Source organism: Pseudomonas sp. RL_15y_Pfl2_60 (assembly GCF_963970595.1).
Classification (GTDB): Bacteria; Pseudomonadota; Gammaproteobacteria; order Pseudomonadales; family Pseudomonadaceae; genus Aquipseudomonas.
Genome location: NZ_CAXAOE010000001.1, coordinates 913,807 through 930,317, shown reverse-complemented (window position 1 = coordinate 930,317; position 16,511 = coordinate 913,807). Strand labels below are relative to the sequence as shown.

General features: G+C 56.6%; 14 protein-coding genes. 13 read left to right on the top strand and 1 reads right to left on the bottom strand.

Annotated elements, in window-relative coordinates:
• The first annotated feature begins 11 nt into the window (after positions 1–11).
• The 6 genes from murC to lpxC all read left to right on the top strand — a co-directional run bounded on the left by murC (position 12) and on the right by lpxC (position 6,816).
• Positions 12–1,421 (top strand): UDP-N-acetylmuramate--L-alanine ligase, encoded by a 1,410-nt coding sequence (murC, locus tag AACY26_RS04385; protein WP_339511723.1) that lies wholly within the window; start codon positions 12–14, stop codon positions 1,419–1,421.
• Entirely contained in the window at positions 1,418–2,377 is a 960-nt protein-coding gene (locus AACY26_RS04380; RefSeq protein ID WP_339511323.1) for a D-alanine--D-alanine ligase, read from the top strand. The genes murC and AACY26_RS04380 overlap by 4 nt, the downstream gene beginning before the upstream one ends.
• 3 nt (positions 2,378–2,380) lie before the next feature.
• Positions 2,381–3,238 carry a cell division protein FtsQ/DivIB gene (locus AACY26_RS04375; RefSeq protein WP_339511321.1) on the top strand — a complete coding sequence of 286 codons (858 nt, stop codon included), beginning with the start codon at positions 2,381–2,383 and terminating at the stop codon, positions 3,236–3,238.
• A gap of 20 nt (positions 3,239–3,258) precedes the next feature.
• On the top strand, positions 3,259–4,512 hold the full coding sequence (gene ftsA, locus AACY26_RS04370) for a cell division protein FtsA (RefSeq protein WP_339511319.1): 1,254 nt from the start codon (positions 3,259–3,261) through the stop codon (positions 4,510–4,512).
• 65 nt (positions 4,513–4,577) lie between these two features.
• Positions 4,578–5,792, top strand: a complete 1,215-nt coding sequence (ftsZ, locus tag AACY26_RS04365) for a cell division protein FtsZ (RefSeq protein WP_010489904.1) — start codon at positions 4,578–4,580, stop codon at positions 5,790–5,792.
• A 112-nt stretch (positions 5,793–5,904) separates the two neighbouring features.
• Positions 5,905–6,816, top strand: a complete 912-nt coding sequence (gene lpxC, locus AACY26_RS04360) for a UDP-3-O-acyl-N-acetylglucosamine deacetylase (RefSeq protein WP_089359589.1) — start codon at positions 5,905–5,907, stop codon at positions 6,814–6,816.
• A 125-nt stretch (positions 6,817–6,941) separates the two neighbouring features.
• Here the strand turns inward: lpxC and AACY26_RS04355 are convergent, their stop codons facing one another.
• On the bottom strand, positions 6,942–7,397 hold the full coding sequence (locus tag AACY26_RS04355; RefSeq protein WP_339511314.1) for a DUF721 domain-containing protein: 456 nt from the start codon (positions 7,395–7,397) through the stop codon (positions 6,942–6,944).
• A gap of 80 nt (positions 7,398–7,477) precedes the next feature.
• Here AACY26_RS04355 and AACY26_RS04350 point away from each other — a divergent pair, with 80 nt between their 5' ends.
• From AACY26_RS04350 to AACY26_RS04320, 7 genes are all read left to right on the top strand, one after another.
• Entirely contained in the window at positions 7,478–8,410 is a 933-nt protein-coding gene (locus tag AACY26_RS04350) for a M23 family metallopeptidase (protein WP_339511722.1), read from the top strand.
• 118 nt (positions 8,411–8,528) lie between these two features.
• Positions 8,529–11,261: a preprotein translocase subunit SecA gene (secA, locus tag AACY26_RS04345; protein WP_339511312.1), complete on the top strand. Its 2,733-nt coding sequence runs from the start codon at positions 8,529–8,531 to the stop codon at positions 11,259–11,261.
• Between the two features lie 152 nt (positions 11,262–11,413).
• The gene (gene argJ, locus AACY26_RS04340; protein WP_339511310.1) at positions 11,414–12,631 is read left to right on the top strand and encodes a bifunctional glutamate N-acetyltransferase/amino-acid acetyltransferase ArgJ; all 1,218 of its coding nucleotides are present in this window, start codon (positions 11,414–11,416) and stop codon (positions 12,629–12,631) included.
• An 82-nt stretch (positions 12,632–12,713) separates the two neighbouring features.
• On the top strand, positions 12,714–13,340 hold the full coding sequence (locus AACY26_RS04335) for a glutathione S-transferase family protein (protein ID WP_339511308.1): 627 nt from the start codon (positions 12,714–12,716) through the stop codon (positions 13,338–13,340).
• Positions 13,337–14,278, top strand: a complete 942-nt coding sequence (locus AACY26_RS04330) for a Nudix family hydrolase (protein WP_339511306.1) — start codon at positions 13,337–13,339, stop codon at positions 14,276–14,278. The genes AACY26_RS04335 and AACY26_RS04330 overlap by 4 nt, the downstream gene beginning before the upstream one ends.
• A 105-nt stretch (positions 14,279–14,383) precedes the next feature.
• Positions 14,384–15,457, top strand: coding sequence for an HPP family protein (locus AACY26_RS04325; RefSeq protein ID WP_445261270.1), 1,074 nt, complete (start codon positions 14,384–14,386; stop codon positions 15,455–15,457).
• Between the two features lie 86 nt (positions 15,458–15,543).
• On the top strand, positions 15,544–16,494 hold the full coding sequence (locus AACY26_RS04320; protein ID WP_339511302.1) for an AEC family transporter: 951 nt from the start codon (positions 15,544–15,546) through the stop codon (positions 16,492–16,494).
• The last annotated feature ends 17 nt before the right edge of the window (positions 16,495–16,511 follow it).

The following is a 16,511-nucleotide window of genomic DNA, read 5'->3' as shown; positions in this document are numbered from 1 at the left end:
CGCAGCCGGAGATGCGCCGTATACGCCGTATCCACTTCGTTGGCATTGGTGGCGCGGGTATGTGCGGTATTGCCGAGGTGCTGCTGAACCTGGGGTATCAGGTTTCTGGCTCCGACCTTAAAGATTCAGCCGTAACCGAACGTCTGAAAACCTTTGGTGCCCAGATCTTTATTGGCCATCGCGCTGAAAATGCCGAAAGCGCCGATGTGCTGGTGGTGTCGAGTGCGATCAACACTTCAAACCCGGAAGTTGCCGTTGCCCTTGAGCGACGTATTCCGGTGGTGCCGCGTGCCGAGATGCTCGCTGAACTGATGCGCTACCGGCATGGCGTTGCGGTTGCCGGTACTCACGGCAAAACCACCACGACCAGCCTGCTGGCCTCGGTATTTGCCGCAGGTGGCCTTGATCCGACCTTTGTCATTGGTGGACGCCTCAATGCAGCAGGCACCAATGCCCAGTTGGGAACCAGCCGCTACCTGATCGCCGAAGCGGATGAAAGCGACGCCAGCTTCTTGCACCTGCAGCCCATGGTTGCGGTGGTTACCAATATCGACATGGACCACATGAGCACTTATGAAGGGGACTTCAATCGCTTGAAGAAGACCTTCATCGAGTTCCTCCACAACCTGCCGTTCTATGGCCTGGCGGTGATGTGCGTCGATGATCCGGTGGTGCGTGAAATTCTGCCGCAGGTGGCACGCCCGACCATGACCTACGGTTTTGACGAAGGCGCCGACGTGCGCGCGATCAATGTCCGCCAGCAAGGCATGCAAACCTTCTTCACCGTATTGCGCCGCGACAGCGAGCCACTGGATGTCTCGGTCAACATGCCCGGCAACCACAATGTGCTCAATGCCTTGGCGACTATCGCCATTGCAACGGACGAAGGCATCTCCGACGAAGCCATAGTCCAGGGCTTGTCAGGCTTCCAAGGTGTGGGTCGCCGCTTCCAAGTCTACGGCGAGCTGCCTGTTGAAGGCGGTGAGGTGATGCTGGTCGATGACTACGGCCATCACCCGCGCGAGGTGGCGGCGGTGATCAAGGCGGTACGTGGTGGTTGGCCAGAGCGCCGCTTGGTCATGGTTTACCAGCCGCACCGTTTCAGCCGTACCCGCGATCTGTACGACGATTTCGTGCAGGTGCTCGGTGAAACCAATGTGTTGCTGTTGATGGAAGTGTATCCAGCGGGCGAGGAGCCAATTCCGGGCGCCGATAGCCGCCAGCTGTGCCACAGCATTCGTCAGCGCGGTCAGCTGGACCCTATTTATATCGAGCGCGGTGTCGACCTGGCGCCGCTGATCAAGCCACTGCTGCGTGCCGGTGACATCCTGCTGTGCCAAGGCGCGGGCGATATCGGTGGTTTGGCCCCTCAACTGTTGCAAAGCCCGCTGTTTAGCGCGCCGGCAGGTAAGTCGAAATGAGTGATCAAGTGTTTTCCGGTTTGAAGTCAGAGTTGCCCGTCAGTGCCTTCGGTCGCGTGGCCGTGTTGTTTGGCGGCAAAAGTGCCGAGCGCGAAGTTTCCCTGAAATCAGGCAATGCAGTACTTAGCGCGCTGCAGGCGGCGGGTGTTGATGCCTTTGGGATCGATGCCGGTGATGACTTGCTGCAACGCTTGCTCAACGAAAAAATTGATCGGGCCTTTATTGTCCTGCACGGCCGTGGTGGTGAAGACGGCAGCATGCAGGGCTTGCTTGAGTGCGCCGGTATTCCTTACACCGGTAGCGGGATTCTGGCTTCGGCCTTGGCAATGGACAAACTGCGCACCAAGCAGGTGTGGCAGAGCCTTGGCTTGCCGACACCGCGTCATGCCGTGTTGGCCAGTGTTGAAGACTGCCGGGTTGCGGCTGATGACCTGGGCTTTCCGTTGATCGTCAAGCCTGCCCATGAAGGTTCGAGCATCGGCATGGCCAAGGTCAACAGTGCCAATGAGCTGATTGCCGCCTGGCAAGACGCGAGTAAGTACGACAGCCAGGTGCTGGTCGAGCAGTGGATCCAGGGGCCTGAATACACAGTTGCGACCTTGCGTGGCCAAGTGCTCCCGCCGATCGGCCTGGGTACCCCACACAGCTTTTACGACTACGACGCCAAGTACCTGGCCAATGACACCCAGTACCGCATTCCCAGCGGCCTGGATGCTGCCAAGGAGCAAGAGCTCAAGACGCTCACCGAGCGTGCCTGTGATGCCGTTGGTGTGCAGGGCTGGGCGCGGGCCGATGTGATGCAGGACGCCAATGGCGCTTTCTGGCTGCTTGAAGTCAACACGGTTCCGGGTATGACAGATCACAGCCTGGTACCAATGGCTGCGAAAGCCGCTGGTCTGGATTTTCAACAACTGGTGTTGGCGATTTTGGCCGACAGTATCGAGGCTCGGGGTTAAGTCATGAACGCCATTGCCCGCCATCAGCCAGGAGCGACCCGTACCCCCGTGCGCGGTAAGCCTGTGCAGCGTGGCGCCAGTCGTTTGGTGGATAAGGAACCGCTTGGTTCGCGCTTGCGCAAACCCGACCTGAAGTTCCTCAAACGCCTGGCGTGGCCGCTGCTGCTGTTGGCATTGGGTTTTGGTGCATATGAATTGTCAGTGCGCCTGATGCCTTACGCCGACCGGCCGATTGCCAAGGTCAGCGTTGAAGGTGACTTGAGCTACGTCAGCCAGCAAGCGGTGCAGCAACGGATCGCGCCATTTATCAAGTCGAAGTTCTTCAGTGTCGACTTGACGGGTATGCGCCACGAGCTTGAACAAATGCCCTGGATCGCCAGTGCAGCGGTGCGTCGCGTGTGGCCAGACCAGATTGTGGTCAGCCTGGAAGAGCAAATGCCGATCGCCCGCTGGGGAGATGGTTCGCTGCTCAATAACCAGGGTCAGGCATTTGCGCCAGAAGAGTTGGCCCATTACGAACATTTACCGCAGTTGTATGGTCCTAAGCGTGCGCAACAGCGGGTGATGCAGCAATACCAAGTGCTGAGCCAGATGTTGCGGCCAATGGGTTTCTCGGTTGCACGGCTTGAACTGCGTGAGCGCGGAAGCTGGTTTTTAGTGACATCGCAGGGGGTCGAGCTGCTGTTGGGGCGTGATCATCTGGTCGAAAAAATGCGCCGTTTCATTGCCATTTACGACAAAGAATTGAAAGAGCAAATCGCGAATATCGCGCGTATCGATCTGCGTTACTCCAACGGCCTGGCCGTTGCGTGGCGTCAGCCGGTAGCGCCCACGGCGGCTGAAACCGCTGCTGTGCAGTGAATCAGGAGAAGGCAAGACACATGGCAAACGTTGAGAGTGGCAAGATGATCGTTGGCCTCGACATTGGCACATCCAAGGTGGTGGCGCTGGTGGGCGAAGTTACGCCAGATGGTCAATTGGAGATCGTCGGCATCGGTACGCATCCGTCGCGTGGCCTGAAGAAGGGCGTGGTGGTGAATATCGAGTCAACGGTGCTGTCGATCCAGCGTGCCGTCGAAGAGGCGCAGTTGATGGCGGGCTGCCGGATTCACTCGGCATTCGTCGGTGTGGCGGGGAATCACATCCGCAGCCTCAACTCCCACGGGATTGTTGCGATCCGTGATCGCGAAGTCAGCCGCGCCGATCTCGAGCGTGTGCTTGACGCTGCCCAGGCGGTTGCCATTCCCGCAGATCAGCGTGTGCTACACACCTTGCCGCAAGACTACGTGATCGATAACCAGGAAGGCGTTCGTGAGCCGCTGGGCATGTCTGGCGTGCGTCTGGAGGCCAAGGTTCATGTGGTCACCTGCGCTGTAAATGCCGCGCAGAACATCGAGAAATGCGTGCGCCGCTGCGGACTTGAAGTCGACGACATCATTCTCGAGCAACTGGCTTCGGCCTATGCCGTGCTGACCGACGACGAGAAAGAGCTGGGCGTGTGCCTGGTTGATATCGGCGGTGGTACCACCGACATCTGCATCTTCACCGAAGGCGCGATTCGCCACACCGCAGTGATCCCTATTGCGGGCGATCAAGTCACCAACGACATCGCCATGGCGCTGCGTACGCCGACCCAGTACGCCGAAGAAATCAAGATTCGTTATGCCTGCGCACTGGCCAAGCTGGCCGGCCCAGGTGAAACCATCAAGGTGCCGAGCGTCGGCGATCGTGCTCCGCGCGACCTGTCTCGCCAAACCCTGGCCGAGGTGGTTGAGCCGCGTTATGACGAGCTGTTCACCCTGATTCAGGCCGAGTTGCGTCGCAGTGGTTATGAAGACCTGATTCCTGCCGGTGTCGTGCTGACCGGCGGTACTTCGAAGATGGAAGGGGCGGTCGAGCTGGCAGAGGAAATTTTCCACATGCCGGTGCGCCTGGGCGTCGCTCAGGGCGTTAAAGGCCTTGGTGATGTGGTGCGTAACCCGATTTATTCGACAGGCGTTGGCCTGTTGCTCTACGGACTGCAAAAGCAGGCCGATGGAATTTCGATGTCTTCAGTTGGCAGCAATGGCTTCAGTGAAGACAAAAAAGAACCGGTACTTGAGCGCTTGAAGCGTTGGGTACAGGGCAATTTCTGATTTATCAGAAGTTGTTTAAGCGTGTGCAGTAGGCGTTACAAAACTAGAAATATAGGAGAGGGAAAATGTTCGAACTCGTAGATAACATCCCGCAGAGCGCAGTTATCAAAGTTATCGGCGTCGGTGGCGGTGGCGGCAATGCCGTAAACCACATGTGCGTCAGTAACATTGAGGGCGTTGAATTTATTTGCGCCAACACCGACGCTCAAGCGTTGAAGAACATTGGTGCGCGCACCGTGCTGCAACTCGGCACTGGCGTGACCAAGGGCCTGGGTGCTGGTGCCAATCCAGAAGTTGGCCGTCAGGCGGCCATGGAAGATCGCGAGCGCATCGCCGAAGTGCTGCAAGGCACGGATATGGTCTTCATCACCACGGGCATGGGCGGCGGTACCGGTACCGGCGCTGCGCCTGTGATTGCTGAAGTCGCCAAAGAGATGGGCATCCTGACCGTTGCAGTGGTCACGCGTCCGTTCCCGTTCGAAGGCCGCAAGCGCATGCAGATCGCCGAAGAAGGCATCCGTGCTCTGTCGCAAAGCGTTGACTCGCTGATCACCATCCCTAACGAAAAACTGCTGACTATCCTCGGTAAAGACGCCAGCCTGCTGTCGGCTTTCGCCAAGGCTGACGATGTTCTTGCCGGTGCAGTACGCGGTATTTCCGACATCATCAAGCGTCCAGGCATGATCAACGTCGACTTTGCCGACGTTAAGACTGTCATGAGCGAAATGGGCATGGCGATGATGGGCACTGGTTGCGCCAGTGGTCCGAACCGCGCCCGTGAAGCGACCGAAGCGGCTATCCGCAACCCACTGCTGGAAGATGTAAACCTGCAGGGCGCGCGTGGCATCCTGGTTAACATCACTGCCGGCCCTGACCTGTCGCTGGGTGAGTACTCCGACGTCGGTAACATCATCGAGCAATTCGCTTCCGAGCACGCCACTGTCAAGGTTGGCACAGTGATCGACCCGGATATGCGCGATGAATTGCACGTCACCGTTGTTGCAACGGGCCTGGGTGCGAAAATCGAGAAGCCAGTCAAGGTGATCGACAACACTGTTCAGGTCAGCTCTGCGCCGGTTTCGGCACCATCGACCGCTCAACAGGCACCTGCGGCCTCTGCAGCACCGCGTAGCGAGCAAAGCGTTAACTACAAAGACTATGAGCGTCCAACCGTTCAACGTCAGAGCCACGCCGGCGCTGCGACTGCAGCAAAAATGAATCCGCAGGACGATCTGGATTATCTGGACATCCCTGCCTTTCTGCGCCGTCAGGCCGATTAATGAAATGTATCAGGAGCATTAGGGTGATTGGTATTCAGCAAAGGCCGGTTCTGCTATCATCGCCGGCCATTGTTGAAAACAATTCGCAACTAGCGCTATAGCGGCCAGAGACATGATCAGACAACGCACCTTAAAGAACATCATCCGCGCCACTGGCGTCGGCCTGCATTCGGGGGAAAAGGTTTACCTGACCCTGAAGCCGGCACCTGTGGACACCGGTATCGTGTTCAGACGTACCGATTTGGACCCCGTCGTAGAAATTGCTGCGCGGGCGAGCAATGTCGGTGAAACCACCATGTCAACCACCTTGGTTAATGGTGACGTCAAGGTGGATACGGTAGAGCACTTGCTTTCGGCCATGGCAGGCCTGGGCATCGATAACGCCTACGTCGAACTCTCTGCATCCGAAGTACCGATCATGGACGGCAGTGCGGGACCTTTTGTATTCCTGATTCAATCCGCTGGCCTGCAAGAGCAGGAAGCGGCCAAGAAATTCATCCGGATCATTCGCGAAGTGACTGTGGAGGAGGGCGACAAGCGCGCCACCTTCGTCCCTTTTGAAGGATTCAAGGTGAGTTTCGAGATCGATTTCGATCACCCTGTTTTCCGTGACCGTACGCAAATGGCAAGCGTTGACTTCTCCAGTACTTCCTTCGTCAAGGAAGTCAGTCGAGCGCGCACATTTGGTTTTATGCGCGACATCGAGTTCCTGCGTTCACAGAACCTGGCACTCGGCGGCAGTGTAGATAACGCGATTGTGGTTGATGAAAATCGCGTGTTGAACGAAGACGGTCTGCGTTATGAAGACGAGTTCGTTAAGCACAAGATTCTCGATGCGATCGGCGATCTTTATTTGCTGGGTAACAGCTTGATTGGTGAGTTCCGTGGTTTCAAATCCGGACACGCCCTGAACAACCGTTTGCTGCGTGAGTTGATCGCGCAGCCGGATGCTTGGGAAACCGTGACCTTTGACGATCCCAAGAACGCACCGATTTCCTATATGCGTCCAGTGGCTGCGGGTTAAACCGAACACTCTCCGCTTTACGCTTAAGGCCACCGTATGGTGGCCTTTTTTATTGGTCTGCAGGTCTTGAGCGGCGTTTCAGTTTTTTGCATCGGAAAACGCTGATTTTGCAGCGCCGGCGCAATTCAATCGGCTGGCTTGGTGTGCTTGGCCAGTCGCTCCAGGGCGGCGCGCAGCGTCGGGTCGCTAATGCCGTCAGCCGTGGCTTGAATGTTCTCTGCTGCACTATCCGAAAGGATAATTGTGCGACGTCCCGCACGCCTTTCGGCTGTTGATGGTTGCACCTTGAAGTGGATCTTGGTTAATGTCGCGAACGCTTCGAGTGCCTGCAGTTGTTTGAGTAGGCGCTTTTGCTGATAACGCAGACGGGTGGCCCAATGGCCATCAGTGACAATAAGAAGCAAGCAACCCGCACGCCAGGTCGCAACATGACAGTGTTCTCTGGCAGCAGGTTGAAGCTGGCTTTCAAGCAAACGCTGCAGTTGTTCAAGTCGCTGGGCCTCATTGAACAAGGCTTGCAGGGGCTTTGCCTCGCGCAATAGCGCGGCAGGTGCTTTGGCTGGCAAAGGACGAAAAGACATGGCTGGACGCCTACGATTGTGGAGCCGCCATGGTAGCAGAAATGCTGCTGCCAACTTGGGCTCTACCAAAAGGGGAAGTCGTGCAAATAATTTTATTAAGTCGGCGTCATGGCGCCGCTCGTACCTTGAGTCTCGATTTAAGATGGCTGGTGGCGGGATTGTTCATCCTGGTGGCTGGCTCGCTTAGCCTCGGTACTTTTGTCGGTGTGTGGATGTCACCTGATGCTCAGGTAGTCGATCACGATGACAGTCAAATAATTACTCAGGCGCTGGATGAACAGCGTGCCGAAGTGGGGGCTGTGCGGGTGGATGCGCAGCGTCAACTGGATGCTTTCGCCGCCCATGTAGCCGATTTGCAGGCGCGCCTGACACGCCTGGACGCCTTGGGTGAGCGCCTGACCGAGTTGGCTGATATCGACTCAAGTGAGTTTGATTTCTCGCTTAATGTAGGGCAGGGCGGCCCCGAAGAACCATACGGCACCGACGCCTATGCACCACCGGCGTTCATGAGCACCCTTGATGAACTGGCCTTGCAACTCGATAGTCGAGAGCAACAATTGGAGGTGCTTGAGCAGCTATTGGCTGAGCGTCGCCTCAATGAAGCCGAATACCTTGCGGGTCGTCCTGTGTTGCAAGGTTATGTCTCTTCCCCCTTTGGCAGGCGTACCGACCCGCTGACCGGTCGTGCCAGTGTGCACAAGGGCGTCGACTTCGCTGCCAAGGCTGGTAGCCCTGTGGTGTCTGTTGCCGCAGGTGTTGTGACCTTTTCCGGGCGCAAGAACGGTTATGGTAATGTAGTCGAGATCAGTCATGCCGATGGCTACGTAACCCTTTACGGGCACAATAAGCGTAACGAGGTACAAGTCGGTGATCTGGTCAAACGTGGGCAAACAATTGCTCTAGTCGGCAGCACAGGACGCTCTACGGGGTATCATGTGCACTTTGAAGTAACCAAGCTTGGTCGAGTGGTAAACCCTTCCAGCTACATAGCTCGTGTAAGCGACGAAAAATAACGTCGCTTTCATCATCTTCATTTCCGGGTAGAATGCCCCCTTCGCACGCAGCCATTAGGGCTGCATGGGCGACTTTTGGGCCGCCCTCCATCCATACGTGTGGGAAGAACCTGTCGATATGTTTGCGCCTTTGTTGAAAAAACTCTTTGGAAGCAAGAATGAGCGTGAGGTTAAACGCATGCTCAAGGCGGTTCAGTCCGTTAATGGCTTTGAGGAGCAGATGATTGCACTCACGGATGAGCAACTGCGTGCCAAAACCGATGAGTTCAAAGCTCGTTTAGCCAAGGGCGAAACGCTTGATCAGCTGTTGCCTGAAGCCTTTGCCGTAGCCCGTGAGGCTGGCAAGCGGGTAATGGGCATGCGCCACTTCGATGTACAGTTGATCGGTGGTATGACCTTGCATGAAGGCAAAATTGCCGAAATGCGCACCGGTGAGGGTAAGACTCTGGTCGCAACCCTGGCTGTTTATCTCAATGCATTGGCCGGTAAAGGCGTGCACGTGGTCACGGTCAACGACTACCTGGCCCGCCGTGACGCCAACTGGATGCGTCCGCTGTACGAATTCCTCGGTATGTCCGTCGGCATCGTCACCCCGTTTATGCCGCCTGAAGAAAAGCGCGCCGCCTACGCTGCCGACATCACCTACGGTACCAACAACGAGTTCGGTTTCGATTACCTGCGCGACAACATGGCGTTTAGCCTTGACGACAAGTTCCAGCGTGAACTTAACTTCGCCGTAATCGACGAAGTCGACTCGATCCTGATCGACGAAGCCCGTACCCCGCTGATCATCTCGGGTCAGGCTGAAGACAGCTCGAAGATGTACGTTGAAATCAACAACCTGATCCCGCGGCTTGAGTTGCATGTCGAGGAAGAAGAAGGCGTAGTGACCAAAGAAGGTCACTACAGTGTTGATGAGAAAACGCGCCAGGTTGAGCTTAATGAGCAGGGTCACCAATTCATTGAGGATCTTCTGACCCAGGCGGGTTTGCTCGCTGAAGGTGAGAGCCTTTACTCGGCACACAACCTTGGCCTGCTGACTCACGTCTATGCCGGTCTGCGTGCGCACAAGCTGTTCCATCGCAACGTCGAATACATAGTGCAGAACGATCAAGTGTTGCTCATTGATGAGCACACGGGTCGTACCATGCCGGGCCGTCGCTTGTCCGAAGGCTTGCATCAGGCTATCGAAGCGAAGGAAGGCCTGAATATCCAGGCTGAAAGCCAGACGCTTGCATCGACTACCTTCCAGAACTATTTCCGCCTGTACAGCAAGTTGTCCGGTATGACCGGTACGGCTGACACTGAAGCGTTCGAGTTCCACCAGATCTACGGCCTCGAGGTCATGGTGATCCCGACCAACCGTGCGCTGGCGCGTAAAGACTTCAATGACTTGGTCTACCTGACCCAGGAAGAGAAGTACGCCGCCATCGTCGCGGACATCCAGGAATGCCAGGCGCAAGGTCGCCCGGTTCTGGTTGGTACTGCTTCGATCGAAACTTCTGAGTACATGTCGGCCTTGCTCAACAAGCAAGGTATCGAGCATAAGGTGCTCAACGCCAAGTTCCATGAAAAAGAAGCTGAAATCATTGCCCAGGCTGGCCGTCCGGGTGCGCTGACTATCGCCACCAACATGGCAGGTCGTGGTACTGACATCCTGTTGGGCGGTAACTGGGAAGTTGAAGTCGCAGCCCTTGAGAACCCAACCGATGAGCAGGTTGCCCAGGTCAAAGCTGACTGGCAAAAGCGCCATCAGGCGGTGATCGAGTCGGGCGGCTTGCATGTAATTGCCTCCGAACGCCACGAATCACGCCGTATCGACAACCAGTTGCGCGGTCGTTCCGGTCGTCAAGGTGACCCGGGTTCGAGCCGTTTCTACCTGTCGCTGGAAGACAGCCTGATGCGCATCTTCGCCTCTGACCGGGTGAAGAACTTCATGAAGGCGCTGGGCATGCAGCAGGGCGAGGCGATTGAACACCGCATGGTGAGCAACGCCATTGAGAAGGCGCAGCGCAAGGTTGAAGGCCGTAACTTCGACATGCGTAAGCAACTGCTCGAGTTTGATGACGTGGCCAACGAGCAGCGTAAAGTGATTTATCACATGCGCAACACCTTGCTGGCTTCGGAAGAAATTGGTGAAACCATCGAGGAGTTCCGCAAGGAAGTTGTCGAAAGCACCATCAATGAGCATATTCCACCGCAGTCGCTGCCAGAACAGTGGGATGTGACCGGTCTTGAATCGGCGATCTATACGGGTTTCGGCATCAACCTGCCGATTCAGCAATGGCTGGATGATGACCACAAGCTCTATGAAGAAACCCTGCGCGAGCGCATTCTTCAGGCCCTGATCGAGGCATACAACGAGAAAGAAGAACAGGCCAGTGCTGAAGCGCTGCGCACCTTCGAGAAGCAGATCCTGCTGCGTGTTCTTGATGACCTGTGGAAAGATCACCTGTCGACCATGGATCACCTACGTCACGGTATTCACCTGCGTGGTTATGCGCAGAAGAACCCGAAGCAAGAATACAAGCGCGAGTCGTTCACTCTGTTCCAGGAGCTGCTTGACTCGATCAAGCGCGACACCATTCGCGTGCTTTCGCATGTGCAGGTTCGTCGTGAAGATCCGGTTGAAGAGGAAGAGCGTCTGCGCCGTGAAGCTGAAGCCATGGCTGCGCGCATGCAGTTCCAGCATGCAGATGCTTCCGCCTTGGAGCAGCCAGAGACTGAGTCGCAAGACGACACAGCTGTGGCGACCGCACCCGTGCGAGCGGAGCAGAAGATCGGGCGTAACGAGCCTTGCCCTTGCGGCTCGGGCAAGAAATACAAGCATTGCCACGGGCAGTTGGGCTAGTTGATATAACCCTGGTTAGCCGCTGGCTGCCCAGGGTGATTACCAGTAGTCAGGCTCGACTGACCCGTAAACGCCGCGACCGGTTGAACCGATCGCGGCGTTTTACCATCCAATTAATGGCGTGACGCCGCAACATCTCAAGGAGTTTATTCATGGCTGTAGGTCTTGGCCCGCTGTCTACCCTGCATCCGGTTGCAGGCTTTGAACTGGGAATCGCGAGCGCTGGTATCAAGCGACCAGGGCGAAAGGATGTTGTCGTCATGCGCTGCGCTGAAGGCTCAAGCGTTGCGGGTGTATTTACCCTGAACTCATTTTGCGCAGCGCCTGTAATCCTTGCGAAGAAGCGCGTGCTGGGGCCTGTACGTTACCTGTTGACCAATACCGGGAATGCCAATGCGGGCACTGGCGAACCCGGGCTGGTTAATGCTGCGCGCACCTGCGCCAGGTTGGCCGAGCTTGCAGGTGTCGATGAGCAGTCGGTGTTGCCATTTTCAACGGGTGTGATCGGCGAGCCGCTTCCGGTCGAGAAGATCGAAAGCGCCCTGCAGGCAGCGCTGGATAATCTGTCGGAGAATAACTGGGCAGATGCTGCAACCGGCATCATGACCACCGACACCTTGCCCAAAGGCGCCAGCCGCCAGTTCGTGCACGAAGGTGTAACCGTTACTGTCACTGGTATCAGTAAGGGCGCGGGCATGATCAAGCCCAACATGGCGACCATGCTCGGTTATATCGCCACAGATGCCAAGGTCGCCCAAGGCGTGCTCCAGGATTTGCTGCGTGATGCGGCCAACAAGTCGTTTAATCGCATCACCATCGATGGCGATACCTCGACCAATGATTGCTGCATGCTCGTGGCAACGGGCAAGGCCGATCTGGACGAGATCAGCCAAGCCAGCGGTGCTTATTTTGCAGCCTTGAAGCAGGCTGTGTTCGAGGTATGCATGGAAGTTGCGCAGGCTATCGTCCGTGATGGCGAAGGTGCAACCAAGTTCGTGACCGTTGTTGTAAACGGCGGCGCGACCCATCAAGAGTGCCTGGATGTTGGCTACGCGGTCGCACATTCGCCACTGATCAAAACCGCACTCTTTGCGTCCGATCCTAATTGGGGGCGCATTCTCGCCGCCGTTGGGCGTGCCGGTGTGGCTCAGCTGGATGTAAGCAAGATCGACGTATTTCTCGGTGATATCTGCATCGCCAGCAAAGGCTGTCGGGCTGAAACTTACACCGAAGAGCAGGGTGCAGCGGTGATGGCTGAAGAAGAAATCACTATTCGCATTGAGCTGGGGCGTGGCGCGAGCAGCGAGACGATCTGGACCACTGACTTGTCGCACGAGTACGTTAAGATCAATGCCGAATATCGCACTTGATACAACGCCCACGCTTGGCTGAGGGGTAGTCGGTTGCTCCTCGGTTTAGAGTAAGTCATCAATGATTTACCGGAGAACTGCAATGGCCCTGCAACTCGTCATCGGTGATAAACGCTATTCATCCTGGTCTTTACGTGCGGCGCTGGCACTTGAAATCGCTGGCGTCGATTACGATGAGATCTTGATCGCCCTGAACAAGCCCGATACCGCCCAGCTCATCGCCCAGCACTCACCAAGCGGTAAGGTGCCGCTGCTGAAAACAGCCGATGGACCGGTTTGGGACTCCTTGGCGATTGTCGAATACCTTGCTGAGCAGCATCCCTCTCTCTGGCCACAGGATCTGTACGCCCGAGCGGTGGCGCGCAGTGTTTGCGCGCAAATGCACAGCGGTTTCGTGAGCTTGCGTACGCATATGCCGATGGATCTGCAGCGTACCCAGCCGCTGGGCAACGTACCAGCGGACGTTGCTGGCGACATCGAGCAGGTGTGTCGGTTGTGGGCTGAGTGTCGCGCCAAGTTCGGCCAACAAGGTCCGTTCCTGTTTGGCCAGCCAAGCGCTGCAGATGCGTTTTATGCGCCAGTGGCCAGCCGTCTGCGCAGTTATCAGGTGACGTTGCCGCCCGAGGCGAATGCTTATGTTGAAGCCATTTATAACTGGCCAGCATTTCAACGCTGGTACAAGGCTGCACAAGAGGAACAGTTGGGGTGAGACGAGTACATGTTGTAGCTGCAGTCATCCGTGGAAGCGATGGCCGGATTCTTATCGCCAAGCGCGCGGATGATCAACATCAAGGTGGCTTGTGGGAGTTTCCCGGCGGCAAGGTTGAGGCGGGCGAGGCGGTTGAAGCTGCGCTCGCACGCGAATTAAACGAGGAGCTGGGCATAGTTCCAACAGCTGCACAGCCGCTGATCCAGATCCGCCACGATTACCCAGACAAGCAAATTCTGCTCGATGTCTGGGACGTGACTGCGTTTGAGGGGCAACCGCACGGCGCGGAAGGCCAGCCCTTGAAGTGGGTCAATAACCGCCAACTGCTGGAATATGAGTTTCCGGCGGCGAACCGGCCCATTGTGGCCGCCGCACGCTTGCCTGAGCAGTATTTGATTACCCCGCAAGATCTCGATGCAGGGGATCTTTTGCGAGGAATCAAGCGCGCCGTCGATGGTGGCGTACGCTTGCTGCAACTACGGGCGCCAGCCATGTTTGACCCGCAGTATCGTGACCTGGCTCTCGACGCTGTGGGGCTGTGTGCTGGTCGCGCTCAGTTGATGCTTAAAGGCCCTCTGGAGTGGCTCAGTGATTTTCCAGCAGCAGGCTGGCACTTAACCTCCAAACAACTGCATCAGTTGGCTTCTGGTGAGCGGCCTATCCCGGCGGAGCGCTGGCTGGCCGCATCCTGTCATTCGGCGCAAGAGCTGTTGTTGGCCCAACAGCTGAAAGTCGATTTCGTCACCCTGTCACCGCTTCTCGCAACGCAAACACATCCAGAAGCACAACCCTTGGGCTGGCAGCAGGCTGAGACGCTGCTTGAAGGCGCACAACTGCCGGTCTATCTGCTTGGCGGTGTAGGTCCGCAAGACGCATCACGGGCGCGCCTGCTTGGCGCTCAGGGAGTGGCCGGGATTCGGGCATTCTGGCCGCAGTAACCATTTGACCGAGGCAGCATCAAGCCATTTGCAGGGTTCTCTGTCGATGCTGCGCCAGTCAAAGAGCTTTTACCGCTGGGGAATCTTGAGTTGAGTCGTACAAGAATGTGGCTGCGATCTTTCTGGCCCGCGCCGATTGCAATCAGCAAGAGCCAGCAGGCAGTCAGTTGTCTCGGTGCTTTTTGCGGACTGTCCTTTACTGCCTGGTTTTGTCATTCAGTCCTCGGCCAATCCAGTCTATGGCTGATAGCCCCGATGGGCGCCTCTGCGGTGTTGCTGTTTGCCGTGCCCTCAAGTCCGCTGGCGCAGCCATGGTCGATTCTCGGAGGCTGTATTGTCTCGGCCCTGGTTGGCGTCAGTTGTGCGCGCTGGCTGGGGCATGCCGGCTGGGTTGCAGGATTGGCTGGTGGCCTGGCGATAGGCGTGATGTTTGCCCTGCGTTGTTTGCATCCACCTGGCGGCGCCGTGGCCTTGTCGGCGGTCTTGGCGGGTGAGCCTGTCGCTCAGTTGGGGTATCACTTTGTGGTTTTTCCGGTGGCGATAAATGCCGCGATGATGTTGTTGATTGCCTTGGTGTTCAACAACCTGCTGCAGCGGCGTTATCCACAGCGTCCGGCTGAGCATCAAAACCCACACAAGACCGCTGATGCAGTGCCGCGTGACCGGGTCGGGTTCACACCCGATGACCTCGATGCGGTGCTCAATGCGCGCGGCGAGTTGTTGGACATTGCCCGTGATGACCTTGAAGAGATCCTTCGGCAAACCGAGGAGCGCGCCTACCGCCGCAGGTTTGGCGAAATACGCTGCGTCGACATCATGTCGACAGATGTCCTCAGCGTGAGTCCGCAAACGCCCATCAGCGAGGCCTGGACTATTTTGCTTGAGCATCGCCTCAATGCGCTGCCGGTGGTCAATCAAAACCGACAGCTGCAAGGTATGTTGAACTTGCATGATCTTTTGGCAACAGCCGATGCCCATGGCGAGTGCGAACAGATCATGCAGCGCAATGTACTGACCTGCAAAGCCGAATGGCCGGTGTCCTATTTGCTCGAAAGCCTTGGCTCTTCGCCAGAGCATCGGATGCCGATTCTGGGGGAGGATAAAGTCTTGTTGGGCATTGTGACCCAGACCGACCTTGTTGCGGCGTTATATCGGACCGCATTGGAAGCTCGTGGCTAAGGTTTTTCTGGCAAGCTGTAGCGCCTGAATGGCAGCCTTGGGCTCTGTATCCGGCGGTTTATTTTTTCGCGAGAGATCTGTTTTTTATGGCGTCAGTACTGAGTGTCATCCTGCCAATTTTTGCGTTAATTCTGGCGGGCTTCGCATGTCGAAAATTGAAGCTGTTGGGCCCCGATGCCGCCTCGGAAATTAATCGAATGGTAGTCTGGCTCTGTCTGCCAGCCATGTTGTTTGAGGCCACAGCTACTGCTGTTTGGTCGCATATCTGGCAGCCTGGATTCATTTTGGTCTATGTCCTCGGCACCTTACTGGTATTTATCGGCACCTTGTTTTGGCGCATGCGTAAGTCCGGGGATTTGGCTGATGCCAGCATTCAGGGACTGAGCGCTTCATACGCTAACACCGGTTACATGGGGATTCCTCTGTGCCTGTTGGTCTTTGGGGATGATGGCTTGGAGCCTGCGCTTATAGCCAGTTTGATCGTGATCTGCGTGCTCTTCGCATTGTCTGTGGTGTGCATTGAGGTAGCGCTGCAGGGCGAAAAGAACATGTTGCGAGCCGTGCGCAAGGTGGTCTTGGCACTGGCCAAGAATCCTCTGGTTATTTCCCCGCTTCTGGGTGGCGTCTGGGCATTTTCAGGGGCGCCGCTACCCGAGTCTGTGCATTCCTTTTTGACCTTGCTGAGCAATGCAACAGCACCCTGTGCGCTTATATCCCTTGGCTTGTTCCTGGCGCATAAGCAGTCGGGACAAAGCCAGGGCAGTGGTGCATTGGTATTGTTGAAGCTGTTTTTGCACCCGCTGCTGGTTTGGATCCTGGCATTCTGGGTATTTCAGCTTCCACCTTTATGGGCAATGTCGGCCGTGCTATTGGCAGCCCTGCCGACTGGGACCGGCCCCTTTATGCTCGCTGAGTTCTATCGGCGCGATGCGGCGGTGGTTTCGAGTAGTATCCTGTTGTCGACGGTAGGCTCGCTGATCACTTTGTCGCTGTGCCTGTACTGGATTGAAACAATCCGCCAGTCGTCTGGGCTATAACTGCTGCAATAAGCGAC

Bases quoted from the DNA above. Each gene is read 5' to 3' on its own strand.
- lpxC (WP_089359589.1), top strand. From the start codon at position 5,905: ATGATCAGACAACGCACCTTAAAGAACATCATCCGCGCCACTGGCGTC.
- AACY26_RS04380 (WP_339511323.1), top strand. From the start codon at position 1,418: ATGAGTGATCAAGTGTTTTCCGGTTTGAAGTCAGAGTTGCCCGTCAGT.
- AACY26_RS04320 (WP_339511302.1), top strand. From the start codon at position 15,544: ATGGCGTCAGTACTGAGTGTCATCCTGCCAATTTTTGCGTTAATTCTG.
- AACY26_RS04325 (WP_445261270.1), top strand. From the start codon at position 14,384: ATGTGGCTGCGATCTTTCTGGCCCGCGCCGATTGCAATCAGCAAGAGC.
- AACY26_RS04335 (WP_339511308.1), top strand. From the start codon at position 12,714: ATGGCCCTGCAACTCGTCATCGGTGATAAACGCTATTCATCCTGGTCT.
- murC (WP_339511723.1), top strand. From the start codon at position 12: ATGCGCCGTATACGCCGTATCCACTTCGTTGGCATTGGTGGCGCGGGT.
- AACY26_RS04375 (WP_339511321.1), top strand. From the start codon at position 2,381: ATGAACGCCATTGCCCGCCATCAGCCAGGAGCGACCCGTACCCCCGTG.
- AACY26_RS04355 (WP_339511314.1), bottom strand. From the start codon at position 7,397: ATGTCTTTTCGTCCTTTGCCAGCCAAAGCACCTGCCGCGCTATTGCGC.
- ftsZ (WP_010489904.1), top strand. From the start codon at position 4,578: ATGTTCGAACTCGTAGATAACATCCCGCAGAGCGCAGTTATCAAAGTT.
- secA (WP_339511312.1), top strand. From the start codon at position 8,529: ATGTTTGCGCCTTTGTTGAAAAAACTCTTTGGAAGCAAGAATGAGCGT.
- ftsA (WP_339511319.1), top strand. From the start codon at position 3,259: ATGGCAAACGTTGAGAGTGGCAAGATGATCGTTGGCCTCGACATTGGC.
- argJ (WP_339511310.1), top strand. From the start codon at position 11,414: ATGGCTGTAGGTCTTGGCCCGCTGTCTACCCTGCATCCGGTTGCAGGC.